The sequence below is a fragment of the Lentilactobacillus kosonis genome, from assembly GCF_003864335.1.
Taxonomy (GTDB): Bacteria; Bacillota; Bacilli; order Lactobacillales; family Lactobacillaceae; genus Lentilactobacillus; species Lentilactobacillus kosonis.
Window position 1 is genome coordinate 497,270 of sequence record NZ_BEXA01000001.1, and the last position, 16,520, is coordinate 513,789.

The window sequence follows — 16,520 nt, forward strand, 5'->3', positions numbered from 1 at the left end:
AAAATTGTCTGCAAGTTAATTAACTTGCAGACAATTTTTTATTCTACTGAAACTAATGATAAGTTACTGATCCCATCAATAAATTTTACGTGATTTAGCATATCGTTAATCGTACTGCTTAAATTAGTGATGTCTAACGAAAGCACTAGATTTGCTACGCCGTGAATTGGAATATTTTGGTTAATAGTTAAGATGTTTACTTGATAATTAGAAATCGTCGTTAAGACGTTTGATAAATTCCCAGGTTGATCTTCTAATAATAGTGAAATTACAGCCTTACTAGAAGATAGAACTTCTCCCGGTAGAAAAATTAAATCTTTGTATTTGTAGTAGGTTCCTCGACTAATACCGACTGCTTTGACCGCTTCACTGATTTGATTAACCTTACCAGTCTCTAAAAGTTTTCTAGCTTTAACCACTTTCTCAAATGAAGTCGGTAAAATTGAACTATCAACGATATAATACTTTTCCAAGTTTTGAATCCTCACTTTGCACACCAGTTGCATCAATCTCAACTGGCCGAATTTGCCAACTACTAAAGGTGTCACTGGCGATGTTTGAAAATGCTTTAGAATGAATATGGCTGTCAAATATAGCCATTAATGTGGGGCCACTACCACTGATATATAAAGCCCCATTGTGGCTGTTAACGATTTGTTTCGCCTGGTTAAATTCAGGAATAAGAGTTGATCGATAAGGTTCATGCATTCGGTCCTCCATTCCGAGCTTGATTTCAGCGAGATTCCCACTTTCGAGTCCATGAATTAGTATTCCAAAGTGACTTACTTGATGGATTGCATCAGCATAATTTAAACTAGTTGGCAAAATTTTTCGAGCCTCGTCCGTATTTACTTTATAGTTAGGAATCATTGCTATTAATCTTAAGTTATCAGCGACGTGATATGAAACAACTTGGGGCTGATTATTATCATCGATAAATGATAATTGTAAGCCTCCAAGAATGGCGGGAACTACATTGTCAGGATGGCCCTCCATTTCGGTTGCCAGTTTGATCAATTCTTGGTTATTGAAGGCTTGTTTATACCATTTACCGGCGGCAACTAATCCAGCTACAATACAAGTTGCGGAACTTCCTATCCCTCGAGAAATTGGCAAGGTTTTATCCATATCGATTTTGATATTAGGGACTGGCTGCTCTAAATATTCACATCCTTTTGCGAATGCACGGTAAGCTAAATTATTCGAAGTTTGATACTTAGCTTCAGTTCCTGAAATTTCTAAATGCTGAGAACTTTGTGAAAATATAAAGGTCGCCCGGTAATTTAGAGCTAGGCCCAACGTATCAAAACCCACTGCAACGTTTGCACTAGTTGCTGGTACAGCAATAGTAATCGAGAAAGTCATTGGAAATCCTCCTTTACTTTGTTTAATACATAATCTTGCATATCATTTTTTTGAATGATATCAGTAAATCGAACGGGTAAATTCCAGACATTAATTAGATTGTTAGGAATTTTTATTCCGGTTACACGATTGATGTCAGTCATAATTGTCTGTTGATCAGAGGCAGACGATAGATTAAGAGCTTGATTGACAACATCAATGAACTTATATGGACTGGCAGTACTTAACAAAATCATTGGTGTTTGATCATCAATTTGTTGATAATCTCGCATCACTTTATATCCGGCTGCGGTATGTGGATCCATCAAGTAGTGGTAGTCGTGGTATGTATCATGAATTGATGACCTAATATCATCATCGCTGCTGTAGCCAAAATAAAAATCTTGTTTGATGGCTGCCAAAAGTTCGGGAGTCACTTGGTATTTTCCAGAAGTTTCTAATTGGTTCATTAAGTGGCTAACGTATTTTGTATTCCCATTAGTCTTATAATAAAGTAACCGCTCAAAGTTACTTGAAATTTGAATATCCATACTAGGAGCAACAGTTTTAAAGAATGGTCGATTGCGGTCATAAATTCCACTTTCAAAGAAATCAGCAAGGACATTGTTTTGATTGGCGGCTACAATAAATTTATTAACCGGCAGCCCCATTAGTTTAGCGTAGTATCCTGCAAGGACATCTCCAAAATTACCAGTAGGGACAGTGAAGTTAACATGATCACCCAATTTAATTGTATGTTGATTTACCAATTGCTTATAGGTATCAAAGTAATAAACAACCTGGGGAATTAGGCGACCAATGTTAATTGAATTAGCACTGGATAAATTAATAGTTTCGCTGAGTTGTTCCTTTAAATTGCGGTTATTAAAAAGTCGTTTAACGTTTGTTTGAGCATCATCGAAATTACCCTGAATAGCAACGACATTAGTATTGTTACCACCCGTAGTGGCCATTTGGAGTTGCTGAATTTGACTGACCCCTTGTGAGGATAGAAAACAGTGATGCCAATTTGAGGTTGATCTTTAAATCCTTCAAGGGCTGCCTTACCAGTGTCACCACTAGTAGCGGTCAGAATCATTACTTGATTGTTAGGGCTCAATGAGTGCTGCATTAGTTGTGGCAATAATTGTAATCCAATGTCTTTAAAAGCAGCTGTCGGTCCGTGAAATAGTTCCAGGACATGGAAGTTGTCTACGTTGTTGACTGGTGTGATTTCAGAATCTGTAAAATTATTTCCATAAGCCAGCTGGACACTGTCTGCGATTTCAGTATGATCAAAGTCTGGTAATAGTTGTTCAAGGACTAAATTAGCAATTTCTTGGTAACTTAGATCAGGTAGCTTGGCTATATCAATATGGTTTTCTTGAAGGTCGGGGAGAACGAATAGCCCCTTATCATCAGCAAAACCTTTCTTGATAGCCGCTTTAGCCGAAATTTTAAATGAATGATTACGGGTGCTGGTATAAAAACGTTCCATTCGGATAGCCTCCTTGATTTTATGTGATGTTTATGATAATTTGTTTTCAATAAAAAAACAAGTGTTTATTATTTGTGAACACAAAATTGGAGGTTGGGATTGTGAATATTGCTATTTTAGGATTTGGAACGGTTGGGACAGGGGTATATAAGATAATTAACAATACTGACCGACAAGCAACTAACCTGAATGTAAAAAAAATATTAATTAGAGAAAATCACAAGATTAATCTACCCGAAATGACTAATGACATTGATGAAATTTTAGATGACATTGAAATTGATGTGGTGGTTGAAGTGATTGGTGGGATTGAGCCTGCTCATCGATACATTTTGGCAGCATTAAGACATAAAAAACACGTTATTACAGCAAATAAGGCTGTCATTGCCCGGTATATGGATGAATTTTCTCGGGTGGCGACAGAAAATAATGTTAAATTCTATTTTGAATCTAGTGTGGGTGGTGGCATTCCGTGGATTCAAGGATTGGAACGGGCATTGAGAATTGATAGTATTGACACAATTACTGGGATTTTTAATGGTACTAGTAATTATATTTTGGATCAGATGGACAAAACTGGTCGGGAGTTTAACGATGTCTTACATAATGCTCAAGAACTAGGTTATGCGGAGGCAGATCCGAGCGATGACATAGATGGCATAGACGTGGCTAACAAATTATGCATAAGTGCTGATATCGCGTATGATCGATTGGTATTGCCTGATGATCATCGCTTGCCGATTTTTGGTATTCGAAATATTAATCGAACTGATATTGAATATTTTAACCAACAAAATTTGACGGTTAAGTTACTAGGAAAAAGCTTTTGTGATGGTAAACAATTTGACTACGCGGTTGAGCCAAGTCTTTGTAAAGCATCCGCGATTGAGGCCAGCGTTCCTGATAACTACAATGTGATTTCACTTCATGGTGGCACAATTGGAATGTTGAAATTTATGGGGCAAGGTGCTGGTCAGTTACCAACGGCTAACGCAGTCATCCAAGATATTCTGGATATTTATCAAGGTAAGGAACATTTGCAGCGTGCCTTCAAAAGCAGCCTAAAGTTTAATCCTAATTTAAATCGTCGGCACTACTTAATTCGGACCCGCGTCGATGTCGTGGACATCTTTGAGGGATATCAGTTAACAGTTCACGACAATTATGTACTGGTAAGGGATATTCCTGTTGGAATAATGCATGATTTGATGAAAGAGATTTTAATTATTGATGAATTAGCCTTTATGACATGTGTGCCTGAAGATTTGGAAACCACAAACTAGAAACTGATTTCAATTCGTTACGGTTAGTTTCTGATGTTAAATTAGAAAATTTACTTATCGATAAATGCTTAATAATCGGCAGTTAGCTAATTTATGCTAATCTGATTATATTTAAGTTAAATTACAGTGTTGACATTTCTCATTTATTCGTTTTATACTGCATCCAACAATTTAATTCGAAAAGTTATTTGTGAAATGGATTAATTAAACAGCCTTACTAAGAGAGTGTCCGGTTGGTGTAAGGACAATAAGACTGTTTAACGAAAGATTGACCAAATTATTGTTCACTTTACGAGGTGAAACTGGTAGCACCCAATAACGTGCAGCGTATTGCAAACTCGAGTGCATTACGTGGTGAGTAACTGTTAGTGATAACAGTTAAAAATGGTGGTAACACGGCAAAACGTCCCTTGGTTTTTAAACCAAGAGTTTTTGAATTAAATTTAAATACTTAAGGAGTGAATTGGTTATGAAATATGGAATTATTGGTGCAGGTGCAATGGGATATCGTTACGGAGTTATGCTACAGGAGAATACTGGAGTTGAAGTTGATTTTATCGATACTTGGGAACCAAATGTTGAGAAGGTTCGTGAACAAGGGGGCGTGTCGGTGGCTAGAGATCATCAAAATCGGCGAATAATTCCAATCAATATTTATTATCCGGAAGAATATACTGGTCATCCAGATGTATGGATTATTTTTAAGAAGCAAATGCAATTAGCCGATGAATTGATTAGAGATAATAATGCCGGACTTTTTCATGATGACCAGTACGTTTTTTCAGCGATGAATGGCATGGGTCACTTCGAAAAAATTGCTGAATATTTCCCAACTGATCATATTATCTGTGGAACTGCGATGATTGCGACCCGGCTAGATGGTCCTGCAAATGTTGATTTCATGGGTGCGGAGGGCACTGAGGAAATGCACGTTGCACGCTATATTAATGAACAACCAGATGAGATTACACAAGCCATGATGACCGATTTTACTAAGGCTAATCTTAATCCAATTTTCGTTGATGATTATATGGGAATGTGTATGTCAAAGGTGGTGTTCAATGCAGTTACTAACACTTTATGTACGATGTTTGAAATGCAAATGGGACAATTTATTGAGTATGATGGAGTTAGAGAAATGTCCAAGCAGTTATTTGATGAAGCATATGATGCCTGTGAACGAGCCGGAATCTATCTAATTGCCACACGCCAAGAACAAATTGATTCAGTGATAACTGTTAGTCAGGAATATAAGTATCATTATCCATCGATGTACCAAGATTTCTCTAAAGGTCGACCGACAGAAGTTGATTATATTAATGGTTACATTGCCAAAATTGGTCGTGAGCATGACTATGTCTGCCGCACTCATGAATTTGTAGTTCATGAAGTTCATATGGCCGAGATGATGCGTAAATATCATCCAAACGTGACGGATGTCACTAATCAACGATCTGAATCTGTGAAGGTAATTTAGCTTGTATAATATAGGAAAAGACCGCGAAAATTCGATCTTATCTAATACTTAACTTGGTGATTATAACTGGGTAATTCTATTTAGATTGTGCACGGTTGACACTTTTAACCATATGATGTACGCTTTTCTCATTAACTTGACGACTAAAAAAGTTGCGTCAGCTCGATGGATTAAGGGGTTTGACAACTTATAACTAAGATCTAATCTAGCTGGTAATATGGGTTAGTCCGTTCCAGCGCACCAACTGCGCAGAACGGACTTTTTGGTTTTGTACATGATAGGGGAGCGAAAACAAATGTGGAAAATAGTTATTGATTCAACTCCGCAGATATTAAGTGCGGGTTTTAAATATACCATCCCAATTGCGGTTATTTCTTTTGTAATCGGACTTGCTTTAGCACTATTAACGGCATTGGTGCGCTTGTCGACTAATAAAGGATTATTCATGATCGTTAAAGGAATCTTCAGATTCTATGTATGGCTATTTAGAAGTACGCCATTGTTGGTGCAATTATTTATTGTTTACTTTGGTTTACCATATCTAAAAATTAAAGGAATCTTCCCCGAAGGAATTAAGCTTAGTCCATGGACGGCTGGAATTATTACTTTCTCATTGAACACGGGTGCTTACTGTTCCGAGACCATTAGAGCGGCAATTTTATCAATTCCCAATGGCCAGTGGGAAGCTGCCTATTCAATTGGGATGACTAGAACTCAAATTCTTAAACGAATAATTTTACCACAAGCATTGAGAGTCTCATTACCGCCATTAGCTAATAGTTTTATTGGTTTGGTAAAAGATACTTCTCTTGCTGCGTCAATCACAATTGTGGAAATGTTTGAAGTTAGCCAACAGATTACGGCAGAGAACTACCAACCATTGTTGATGTATAGTTTAGTTGCATTATTTTACGCACTATTTTGTACAGTGCTTACAAGTATTCAAGGATACTTGGAAAAGTCGACCTCAAAATATATCACACCTGCAAGATAGGAGGGCACTATGTTAAAAATAACTAATTTAAATAAAACATTTGATGGCACTCATGTGTTAAAGAATATCAGTACTGAGTTTCCTGAAAATAAAACGACGGTTATTGTGGGCCCCTCAGGTTCAGGCAAATCAACGTTATTACGTTCGCTAAACTTTTTGGAGCGACCAGAATCAGGAATTTATGATTTTGAAGGTGAGCAAATTGATTTTAGCAAGCCTTTAACTAATAAGACGATCTTAGATATTCGTAAGCGGACAGAAATGGTTTTCCAGGGATACAATCTATTTCCCCATTTAACTGTTGTTAAAAACATCATGGAGGGTCCAACTCAAGTTCTTAAAGTATCTAAAAATGATGCCAAAATTGAAGCCTTAGATCTTCTTGATAAGGTTGGTTTAAAGGATAAAGCTGACGCATATCCTGCTCAGCTATCTGGGGGACAAGCTCAACGAGTGGCGATTGCTAGGTCGTTGGCAATGCATCCGGAATATATTTTCTTAGATGAGCCAACTAGTGCTTTGGACCCTGAGTTAGAATTGGAAGTTTTAAAGGCATTAATGCAAATTGCTGCGATGAATCAATCAATGATTATCGTTACTCACAATCTTGCCTTTGCTAGGAAGGTTGCAGATAAGATTATCTTTGTTGAAAATGGTACAATTTTATATGACGGGAATGTTGAGGGTTTCTTTAATTCTGATAGTGATCGGATTCAGAATTTTGTAAACGCAATGACATTTACTAATATTTAATAATTCTTGGAGGAGAAATCATGAAGCAAAAGGGAATCATCACCAAATTATTACTAGTTGCTGCTACGCTAATCGTTGCAGGGACATTAACTGCATGTGGATCAAACAATAGTAGTAATAGCGGTTCTTCTTATAAATCTGAACTAAGTCAAAGTGGTAAATTGACAATTGGTTTAGAAGGAACTTATGCTCCATACTCATATAGAAAAGATGGCAAGTTAACTGGCTTCGAAGTTGACTTAGGTAAAGCTATTGCCAAAAAATTAGACGTAAAGGCAAACTTTGTTCCTACTAAATGGGATAGTTTAATTGCAGGCCTTGGTAGTAGTAAATTTGATGTTGTTTTGAACAACGTGACAGTTACTAATGAACGAAAAAAGAGCTACGCATTTGCTAGCCCATATATTTTTACTCAATACGTATTAATAACTAAATCAGGTAATAACAGCATTAAGAGCCTTAATGACATTAAGGGTAAGAAGTTCGCTGAAGGTACTGGGACTAACAATGAAGATGTTGCTAAAAACATGGTGCAGTCACCGTGCCATCAGAACAATTCGTTAATAGTTTATCAATGATTCGCCAAGGTCGAGTACAAGGTACAGTTAATGCATTGGATGCATGGAATTCATATGCTAAGGAACAATCAACCAAGGGCTTAAAAGCTCGAGCAATTCCAGCATCTGAAGAACCATTTGCCGAGGTTTCACCAATGCTAAACAAAGATGATACTAAGCTGAAAGCTAAAATTAGTAACGCTATTAAAGAGTTACGAAAAGATGGCGAGTTAGCAAAGATTTCTAAGAGGTACTTTGGTAAGGACGTTACAAACGAAAAATAACTAAATTAAAAAAATCAAACCTTAAACTTAAGGTTTGCATTTTTTAGTTATATTCTTCAACGGATAATTTGACGTCTTGCTTTAAAACAGTAGCAAATAACTTCTTATTAGGTAGATTATCAATTGGACCAAAATCAAAAACAGTAGCATCACCATCAGCTGAAATCGATTGTAGTCGCGTGCTGACAAGGAGTTCTAAGGCATCGGAATTTTTAAGATACTGCTGAACTTCTTCGGCAGCTTTGGCTAATGTATATCCTTCATCTAATTGGGTTTTAATAAAGATGATCGCAATAATACTTTTTAGCGTATATCGCTTATTGGTGCCATCTCCGCGTTGGACCGAGTTGATTAGCCCCTTTTTTCCCAATAGCGAATTTGAGTGGTTGTGGCACCGGTAATTCTGCTAGTTTCACCAATGCCAATTGAAACATGCAAACTTTTAAGTCGTTCAATGAAATTATTCATATTAGCCTCCAGAGGTACAAATACGGGCATAATTATAACTAAATATTCCGCTTAGTACAAAATGAATGTGGTATGAAGCATGGAAAATTATTGCGATTCCTCTTTTAATAAACCATCTGGGTAATTCATAGTGATAAAGTTATTAATCGTTTTAAGCATTCTTTGGGTTGAAGGTGCTTTGGCTTGGGTGGTGGTAGTTACCATCCCGATTGAACGATAAAAACTTTTATCAAACGGATAGACGGCAACATCGCCACTAATTTTTTGAAGGGCTAGTTCTGGTAGAATCCCCCATCCAAGACCAGCTTCAACCATCGCGATAATGGATTGATCATCAATTGAAAATTGAATTGAATTGGGCTGAATATTGTAGTGGTCTAGGGTAGCCTTAGTATCAAGATCGTAATCTCCCGGCTGCAAAATAAATGTTCGATCTTGCATGTCGCTTTTAGTAACCGTTTTATGATTGTGAGGAATAAATCCATGGGGAGCAATACAATAAATTTCATCTTTGATTAAATTAGCGACAATTAAATTTTCTGAGATTGGCAAGGCAGTGAACCCAATATCTAAGGTGCCATTTTTGACTTCTTGAACAATTTGTTCAAACCCACTTTGGTAAACTGAAATATCAATTTGGGGATAATCACGTTTGAATTCTTGAATAATCGGTGGCAACCAATTGATACAAACCGACGAAAAAGCCCCAATTCGAATGGAGCCAGAATTTAAACCATTGATATTATCAGCCTCTTGATCAAGCCGTTTTTGACTGTTTAAGATATCTTGAATAATTGGCAAGATAGTCCTACCGTTTTCGGTAAGTTCCACGCCGGTGCGGGAACGATTAAATACCGGAAACCCTAATTCAGTTTCTAATTGATTAATTGAGTGACTAATTGCCGACGGAGTAACATTTAATTTTAATGATGCTTTATAAAACGTTCCTTCAGTAATTACAGTACTAAAAACTATGTAAGCGAATGGTAGCATGCGAAATCCCTCTAACGTGAATTGTTTTCAACTAAAAATGAATATTTTGAATTTTACTAATCTTACCGTTAAGTATAACATAGTTTAAAATATCACAAACGGGGTGTAAGTTATGCGAAAAGAGTTATTTGCTAATCGAGTTCAACCAGCTATTCCATCTAGATTAGAAGGATTATTTCCCCAGATGGATTTCGATGATTCCATTATGTTTACTGCTGGTTCACCTGCTGAAGAATTATTTCCTAAAGAGGCGATGCGCCAAGCATACCTGGATGCAATTAACCTAGAAGGCGCTCATACGTTCCAGTACCATACAGTATCTGGTCCAGTTGAACTGCGGGAAAAATTGGCATTACGGGCCCAACGAAAAATGCAAATTGAAGAGGCTAAGGCTGAAAATGTTATGTTGACAGCAGGAGGCCAACAAGGGATCGATTTAGTCGCTAAGTTGATGCTTAACAAAGGCGATGGCTTAGTTGTCGAAGCACCAACGTATGTGGGCGCATTATCATCATTTGATATGTATGAACCCACTTACCATGAAGTGGATCTTGAATTAGATGGAATGAATCTTGATCAACTCGAAGCAATCTTAAAAGAAAATAATAATATTAAAATGGTGTATACAGTTCCTGATTTCCATAATCCGGGTGGCGTCACAATGTCAGTTGAAAGCGGCAACGGTTAGTCGAACTAGCAAATCAATATGATTTTTGATTTTAGAAGATACGCCCTACCGGGATTTACGATATGTGGGTGAATCGTTACCCACCATCAAGCACTTTGACACTGAAGATCGGGTCATCTTTTTATCAAGTTTTTCAAAAATATTGATGCCAACGTTGCGATTAGGCTGGTTGGTTGCTTCAGAATCAATCATTCATCAGCTATATAAACTAAAAGAGGCAGTTGATCTAGAAGTTCCCAACCTTACGGCTTCAGCTGTTAATCAGTATTTAGAGCACAATGATCTCGATGCTCACATTGATCAGTTAATTGGAGCCTATGCAGTTAAACGCCAAGTAATGTTTGATGCTCTTAATAAGGAGATGCCTGCAGGAGTCCAAGCAACCTGTCCAGATGGTGGTTTCTTTACCTGGTTAACCGTTCCGGATAATATTAATACGACAGAGTTGCTATATCAATGGCAACTCCAGATGCTCATATCGCATATGTGCCATCAAAGAACTTTTATGCCTTTAAAAATCATACTAATGGAATGCGCTTGAACTTTACAGGTTTAACTCCAGATGAGATTAGAGACGGAATGCATCGTCTTGGCATAATTCTAAGCAAAGCAATTGAGAATGTATCAGTGAAATAATTTAGTTAATTAAAAAAGCAAGCGGTGCACTTTATGTGCCCACTTGCTTTTAATTTATGAATGATTACTTGCCCCAAACTTCTTCAGCAATATCTTTTACCAGTTGTAATTTAGCCCATTGTTGATCCTCATTGAGTTTATTGCCTTCTTCAGTTGAGGCAAACCCACACTGGGTCGACAGTGCCAAGTTTTGTAATGGTACATAATTGGTTGCCTCTTTGATACGGTTAATAATGACTGCCTTGTCTTCTAATTCAGGGTACTTAGAAGTGATTAATCCTAACACGATACGTTTGTTTTGATTGCCATTCCAGATAGTTGACAGTGGTGAAAAATCACCATCGCGGTCACTATCATATTCTAAGAATAAACCATCGTAGTTTAGCTGGCCAAGGTAGCTGGCCACGTCATCGTAGCCACCTGAGAATAGGTAGGTTGATTTGAAGTTTCCCCGACAGATGTGCGTAGTTACTGTTAGATCTTCAGGGAGCCCAGTTAGTAACTGATTAATAACTCTGACTGAATCTTCAGCAATCTTGATGTATTCATCGTGCTCAGCTGCATCGTTTTTGGTTTCGTTTAACTTGCTAATTAAGAAGGCCCAAGTGGTGTCATCAAGTTGGATGTAGCGACAGCCAAGGTCATAAAAATGTTGGATAGTTTGATGGTAGGCAGTTGCTAAGTCATCAAGATAGGTATCCCAACTATCATAAAATTCATTCCAGTTATCACTTCGATTATCTCGGAAATCATTGTTGGTGATGGGATGGTTTGTTTTGGAGTAACGGCGAGATCCACATCTTGGAATTGGGAATCGGTGTTGTGGTCAGCAGTTTCTTCAGCCACGACTTCTTGGACGAACTGGAAGTCGTCGAAGAATGGGTGATGGGGGTTGAAGCCGATTTTGCCAACGAGTTCTGCGTTGTCAGTTCTGGTTTTTGATCCGTGGAATTTGTAGCTTTTGTGATAATCATAATGACCAACCCCCTGTAATCCCCAAAGAAAATCTAAGTGCCACCAACTACGGTTATATTCACCGTCGGTAACGTCTTTGAATCCAAGTTCAATTTGTTTTTTGATAATTCGCCGCGTTTCTTCGTGTTTAATATCGGTAAATTCTGATTCAGTAATTTCTTGATTTCTAAATTGTTCGGTTGCCTGTTTTAAAGTAGCTGACCTAAGTAAACTACCAACAATGTCGTAACGATTTGGAAACTTAATTTGAGTACTGATCTCTGTCATAATATATTCCTCCATTTTTAAATAATTTACTAACAAAAAAGCACTCGCTCCTTAAACGTGCTTTGACGTTTAAGGGACGAATGCTTCGTGTTACCACCCTAATTCACAAAACTCTCACAAGTCTTGCCTCATCGGTACCAGTTGATACCCGGGAAAGTAACGGTTCCTACCGATTAGCTTGCGTGAACAGGTTAATTACTTTAAGAGTTCATCTTCGCCGTGGTCGCAATGTCCTTTCTCAACAAGGGGACTTTCTGTAAATGCTCGTGACGGCTACTCTTCTCTTTAGTCGTTAGTAAATTAAATTTTAATTAAAGATAATCTCATTTAAGTAAATTGTCAACCTTAATTAAAAAAATAATTTAAGAAGTTTAGTTATGATAAGTAGGTGGCTTACATATTTCGGCCCCCGACAAGGAATTTATTAACTATACCTAATATGGTTAAGATGATAAAACCGCTGACCCAAATATCAAAGTCAGCTTGCATTGTAAAGTTGTAGGTAATTAAATTTAGAATCGCAATTAATCCTAATGCTACTGTACTCCAGCGGGCACCGTTAAGTAATAACGTACAGCCCATTAAAATTCTGCAACTCCAGAAACTAACCATGAATACAATGAGTAACCGCTAGATACCAAGTTTTGGGGGCTATGTAGGTTTGCGAAGCCAACCACTAAAACAATAAGTCCTAAAGCAATTAGAATAGTGCAGGTGCAATATTTGATAATCATTTTTGTCTTCTTGATAACCCTCACCCCCGCTCGTCCGTTAAACGCTTTTCTAACCCATATTTTCCCATTAATAGAAAATAAATCAATGGAAAAGGTGAGACAATGGCTATTGGGGCAATGTCTATTTTAATTTTTAATTGATTGCTTTAACATAATAATAAAGAAATCACGAAGGATCCATTGCCTTATCAGTGATAGCTGTTATAATTTTGTCAGGAAACATTAAAAAATGATGTGAAAATTTACAAATTGAGGTCGATCTCTTGGAAATCTGCAACCAATTTTTATCTCTGAAGATTATTCTGCCGTTGGGCGGATATCATTACCAATTGCGCAAACAATCATGGCTGCGTTTGACTTACCAATTGCCGCGATGCCAACTCAGTTATTTTCCACACAAACTGAAGGATTTGGACCAGTTGCGGCATTAAAACTTGGTAATTGGCAACAACAAGCTTTTAATCATTGGGATTCGGCTGGATTAACTAAATTCTCAGCCGGATTAGTTGGTTATGTTGGGGATCAAGCGACGATCAATGGAGTAATTAAGTTTATTGTTCAACATCAAATTGATCAGTTAATTGTAGATCCAGTCATGGGGGATCAAGGGCAATATTATCCTGGCATAGGTAACGAATACTTAACATCAATGAATCATTTGCTTGCCCAAGCCGACGTGATGACCCCAAACGTATTCGAGTTATCAGTACTCTTAGGCGAACCAATCATTGATATTAAGCAATCAATTAAGCAGATTAAGCAACGATTTAATCATAATATGCAAGTTGTGGTCACTGGGATAAATAAAGGACAGCAGGTCGGCGTAGCTTATTTAGATAATAATGAACTTAAATGGACTGGTAATGATCGAATAATTGGTCATTTCTATGGCACCGGTGATTTATTTGCGGCACTGCTAACTGGGTATCTCCAATCAGGAGCAACATTTACTGAAGCGGTTCAGCTTAGTCAAAGTGGGACTTACCATGCGGTAATGGATACTGCTCAGCAACCAAGTAGTCATCGTAAGTTTGGGATGAGTTTACCAAGAGTGATGCAAGAAGTGATTGAATTTACGAAAAATAGAAAAGAAGTGGACCAATATGAATCTTGAAAGTATTAAAACTGATTTAGAGGATGTACTATCAGAATATTTTGCCGAAGTAATATATCCTAAGAATGGTTTATTCGTTATTGGCTGTAGCACTAGTGAAATTCGGGGTGCTTGGAAAGGGACTAGTTCAAGCTTAGACGTCGGCCGGGTAGTATACGATACAGTGATGGAATTTTTAGCACCACGAAACATTGAAGTAGCCGTTCAGGGATGTGAACACATTAATCGCTCATTATTGATGGAACGTTTAACTGCAGATCGTTTTGGCTACGAAGAAGTTGCAGTAGTGCCAGCGATGCATGCGGGTGGAGGAACTCAAGTGGCTGCTTATCAAGCTATGAATGATCCGGTGGAGGTTGAGCATATCCAAGCTTTTGGTGGAATTGATATTGGTGGTACTGAAATTGGAATGCATGTAAAGTTTGTTCAGATTCCAATGCGAACGACTCAACGACGAATAGGTGAGGCAACCGTTACCTGCCTTAAGTCCCGGCCTAAATTGGTTGGAGGCACTCGCGCCCAATATGAATTTACAGATAAGAACTTACTTGAGTAGGAGCTAATTAATGGAAAATAATCAGACGCTAGGAACTAAGCGAATTAAAGAACTCTCACTATCATCAGTATTAGTTGCGGTCACGGTGGTAATTAGTCGCGTGTTTATTATTCCCGTGCCGTTAACTCATGGATATATTAATCTTTGTGATGCTGGCATTTTTGTGGCGGCTTTATTATTGGGTCCTAAATTAGGGGGATTAGTTGGCGGAACCACAGGCTTCCTATTAGATTTATTAGCAGGCTATGGTCAATATATGATCTTTTCACTGATTGTACACGGTTTAGAAGGATTTTTAGTTGGGTTAGTTGCTAAGCAAAATTCAAATCATACAGTTGTTAAAATTGGAGCAATGTCAGTTGGGATCTTAGTGATGGTTGGCGGCTATTTTATTGCCGATACGATTTTGTATACCGCTGCCACTGGTTTTATCGGTATCCCAATGAATATTGTTCAAGGAATTGTAGGTATGGTTGTAAGTATGATGATTTATCCGTTGTTAAAACGACGAATTTAATTTGAGGTGAAGGGGATAAGTAATGACAATTAATAATAAGTTAACTGAAGAACAAATTGAGTCGCTGAGACAGGATTATGCTAGTCAACCAAATGGCGACGTGTTTACCAGAATTATTACTGAAAATGGAATTAACCAAGCGGCCAAAGATCCAGAAGCGGCTATTCGCCTAGATCCGGTTTTTTCAATTGATTTGCCCACTGGTAAGGTTACTAATCAAAGGCAAAGTGGGCGTTGTTGGCTATTTTCGTTGCTGAACACCTTGCGTCATCAATTTGCTGGTCAATATAAGGTTAAAGACTTTGAATTATCTGAGAAATACCTATTTTTCTGGGATAAAATTGAACGGGCTAATATTTTTTATGACCGGATGATTGCACTGGCTAGCAAACCGGCTAATAGTCGCGAAGTGGCGGATTATTTAAATGGTCCCGGAAATGATGGTGGTCAGTGGGCAATGGCTGCCGCGTTAATTGAAAAGTATGGGGTTGTCCCGGCGTCACAGTATCCAGAAACCCAGAACGTTGAAAATACTAGCGCATTGAATACAGTTTTAAACCAAAAACTACGTAAGGATGGGATGATCCTTCGACGCATGGTCAATGATGGTAATAGTGATTCTGAGCTAGCTGAGGCCCGAGCTAAGATGCTGTCAGAAGTTTATAAGATTGTTACATACGCTTTAGGCGTTCCACCAACTGAAATAAACTTTGCATATCGAGATGATGATAAGCAATATCAAAAGATCACAGGATTGACACCACAGCAGTTCTACCAACAATATTTTCAAATGAATTTAGATAATTATGTAGTATTAACTAATTCACCAGATAAGGCATTTAACCGATTATATTCACTGCCATCACAGCAAAATGTAGTGGGTGGTCGCCAGATTGAATTTTTAAATGTTGAGATGGATTATCTAAAGCAAGCGGCAATAGGTCAATTAAAAGCTGGCGAAACGGTTTGGTTCGGAAATGATGTTCTTGAGCAAATGGATCGAAAACAAGGATTCTTAGACAGTGAACTATATCGTTATTCGGATTTGTTTAATGTTGACTTTAAGATGTCGAAGGCCGAACGCTTGGAGTATCGCCAAGCAGAAGTTTCTCACGCGATGACCCTAACGGGGGTCGATTTAGACAGTAATGATGTGCCAGTTAAATGGAAGGTAGAGAATTCTTGGGGTGATAAGAATGGTAACCAAGGGTACTTTACAATGAATGATAACTGGATGGAAGACTACGTATACGAAGTAGTTGTCCGCAAGGATTTTTTAACTGGTGAACAACAACAAATCTTAGGGACGGCGCCAATTGAATTGCCAGCTTGGGATTCCTTAAAATAATAAAAAAACCGGGTCGAAATATTCATGTTAATTA

At 37.8% G+C, this 16,520-nt stretch carries 13 protein-coding genes and 4 pseudogenes; 10 read left to right on the plus strand and 7 right to left on the minus strand.

Annotated features, from left to right (window positions below; genetic code table 11):
* Positions 1–38 precede the first annotated feature (38 nt).
* The 3 genes and pseudogenes from NBRC111893_RS02585 to thrC form a co-directional block, all read right to left on the minus strand.
* On the minus strand, positions 39–473 hold the full coding sequence (locus NBRC111893_RS02585; protein ID WP_125007865.1) for an ACT domain-containing protein: 435 nt from the start codon (positions 471–473) through the stop codon (positions 39–41).
* On the minus strand, positions 451–1,365 hold the full coding sequence (thrB, locus tag NBRC111893_RS02590) for a homoserine kinase (RefSeq protein WP_125007866.1): 915 nt from the start codon (positions 1,363–1,365) through the stop codon (positions 451–453). The genes NBRC111893_RS02585 and thrB overlap by 23 nt, the downstream gene beginning before the upstream one ends.
* Positions 1,362–2,842 (minus strand): annotated as a pseudogene (gene thrC, locus NBRC111893_RS02595) (threonine synthase). The gene thrB and the pseudogene thrC overlap by 4 nt, the downstream one beginning before the upstream one ends.
* Before the next feature lie 101 nt (positions 2,843–2,943).
* On the opposite strand from thrC, the gene NBRC111893_RS02600 reads away from it, so the two are divergent.
* The 5 genes and pseudogenes from NBRC111893_RS02600 to NBRC111893_RS02620 all read left to right on the plus strand — a co-directional run bounded on the left by NBRC111893_RS02600 (position 2,944) and on the right by NBRC111893_RS02620 (position 8,190).
* Entirely contained in the window at positions 2,944–4,125 is a 1,182-nt protein-coding gene (locus NBRC111893_RS02600; RefSeq protein ID WP_125007867.1) for a homoserine dehydrogenase, read from the plus strand.
* A gap of 469 nt (positions 4,126–4,594) precedes the next feature.
* Positions 4,595–5,602, plus strand: a complete 1,008-nt coding sequence (locus NBRC111893_RS02605) for a ketopantoate reductase family protein (protein ID WP_125007868.1) — start codon at positions 4,595–4,597, stop codon at positions 5,600–5,602.
* A 295-nt stretch (positions 5,603–5,897) separates the two neighbouring features.
* Positions 5,898–6,596, plus strand: a complete 699-nt coding sequence (locus tag NBRC111893_RS02610; protein WP_125007869.1) for an amino acid ABC transporter permease — start codon at positions 5,898–5,900, stop codon at positions 6,594–6,596.
* A gap of 9 nt (positions 6,597–6,605) precedes the next feature.
* Positions 6,606–7,349, plus strand: coding sequence for an amino acid ABC transporter ATP-binding protein (locus NBRC111893_RS02615; RefSeq protein ID WP_125007870.1), 744 nt, complete (start codon positions 6,606–6,608; stop codon positions 7,347–7,349).
* Between the two features lie 20 nt (positions 7,350–7,369).
* Positions 7,370–8,190: pseudogene (locus NBRC111893_RS02620) on the plus strand (transporter substrate-binding domain-containing protein).
* A 43-nt stretch (positions 8,191–8,233) separates the two neighbouring features.
* On the opposite strand, the gene NBRC111893_RS02625 reads toward NBRC111893_RS02620, so the two are convergent.
* The 3 genes from NBRC111893_RS02625 to NBRC111893_RS02630 all read right to left on the minus strand — a co-directional run bounded on the left by NBRC111893_RS02625 (position 8,234) and on the right by NBRC111893_RS02630 (position 9,651).
* A complete protein-coding gene (locus tag NBRC111893_RS02625) occupies positions 8,234–8,560 on the minus strand; it encodes a MerR family transcriptional regulator (RefSeq protein WP_225417502.1) in 327 nt (108 codons plus the stop codon).
* Positions 8,542–8,658, minus strand: coding sequence for a MerR family transcriptional regulator (locus NBRC111893_RS11030; RefSeq protein WP_225417503.1), 117 nt, complete (start codon positions 8,656–8,658; stop codon positions 8,542–8,544). The genes NBRC111893_RS02625 and NBRC111893_RS11030 overlap by 19 nt, the downstream gene beginning before the upstream one ends.
* 87 nt (positions 8,659–8,745) lie before the next feature.
* Entirely contained in the window at positions 8,746–9,651 is a 906-nt protein-coding gene (locus NBRC111893_RS02630) for a LysR family transcriptional regulator (RefSeq protein ID WP_125007871.1), read from the minus strand.
* Positions 9,652–9,763: 112 nt separating this feature from the next.
* Between NBRC111893_RS02630 and NBRC111893_RS02635 the strand changes: the two are divergent.
* Positions 9,764–10,975, plus strand: a pseudogene (locus tag NBRC111893_RS02635) (aminotransferase-like domain-containing protein).
* Positions 10,976–11,039: 64 nt separating this feature from the next.
* Here the strand turns inward: NBRC111893_RS02635 and NBRC111893_RS02640 are convergent.
* Positions 11,040–12,217: pseudogene (locus NBRC111893_RS02640) on the minus strand (vitamin B12 independent methionine synthase).
* Between the two features lie 1,077 nt (positions 12,218–13,294).
* On the opposite strand from NBRC111893_RS02640, the gene NBRC111893_RS02645 reads away from it, so the two are divergent.
* Genes NBRC111893_RS02645 through NBRC111893_RS02660 form a run of 4 tightly spaced genes read left to right on the plus strand, consistent with a single transcriptional unit; the run spans position 13,295 to position 16,486 of the window.
* Entirely contained in the window at positions 13,295–14,065 is a 771-nt protein-coding gene (locus tag NBRC111893_RS02645; RefSeq protein WP_125007872.1) for a PfkB family carbohydrate kinase, read from the plus strand.
* Positions 14,055–14,621: a TIGR01440 family protein gene (locus NBRC111893_RS02650; protein WP_125007873.1), complete on the plus strand. Its 567-nt coding sequence runs from the start codon at positions 14,055–14,057 to the stop codon at positions 14,619–14,621. The genes NBRC111893_RS02645 and NBRC111893_RS02650 overlap by 11 nt, the downstream gene beginning before the upstream one ends.
* A 10-nt stretch (positions 14,622–14,631) precedes the next feature.
* On the plus strand, positions 14,632–15,138 hold the full coding sequence (locus tag NBRC111893_RS02655) for an ECF transporter S component (RefSeq protein WP_125007874.1): 507 nt from the start codon (positions 14,632–14,634) through the stop codon (positions 15,136–15,138).
* A gap of 22 nt (positions 15,139–15,160) precedes the next feature.
* Positions 15,161–16,486 carry a C1 family peptidase gene (locus NBRC111893_RS02660; RefSeq protein WP_125007875.1) on the plus strand — a complete coding sequence of 442 codons (1,326 nt, stop codon included), beginning with the start codon at positions 15,161–15,163 and terminating at the stop codon, positions 16,484–16,486.
* Positions 16,487–16,520: the final 34 nt, after the last annotated feature.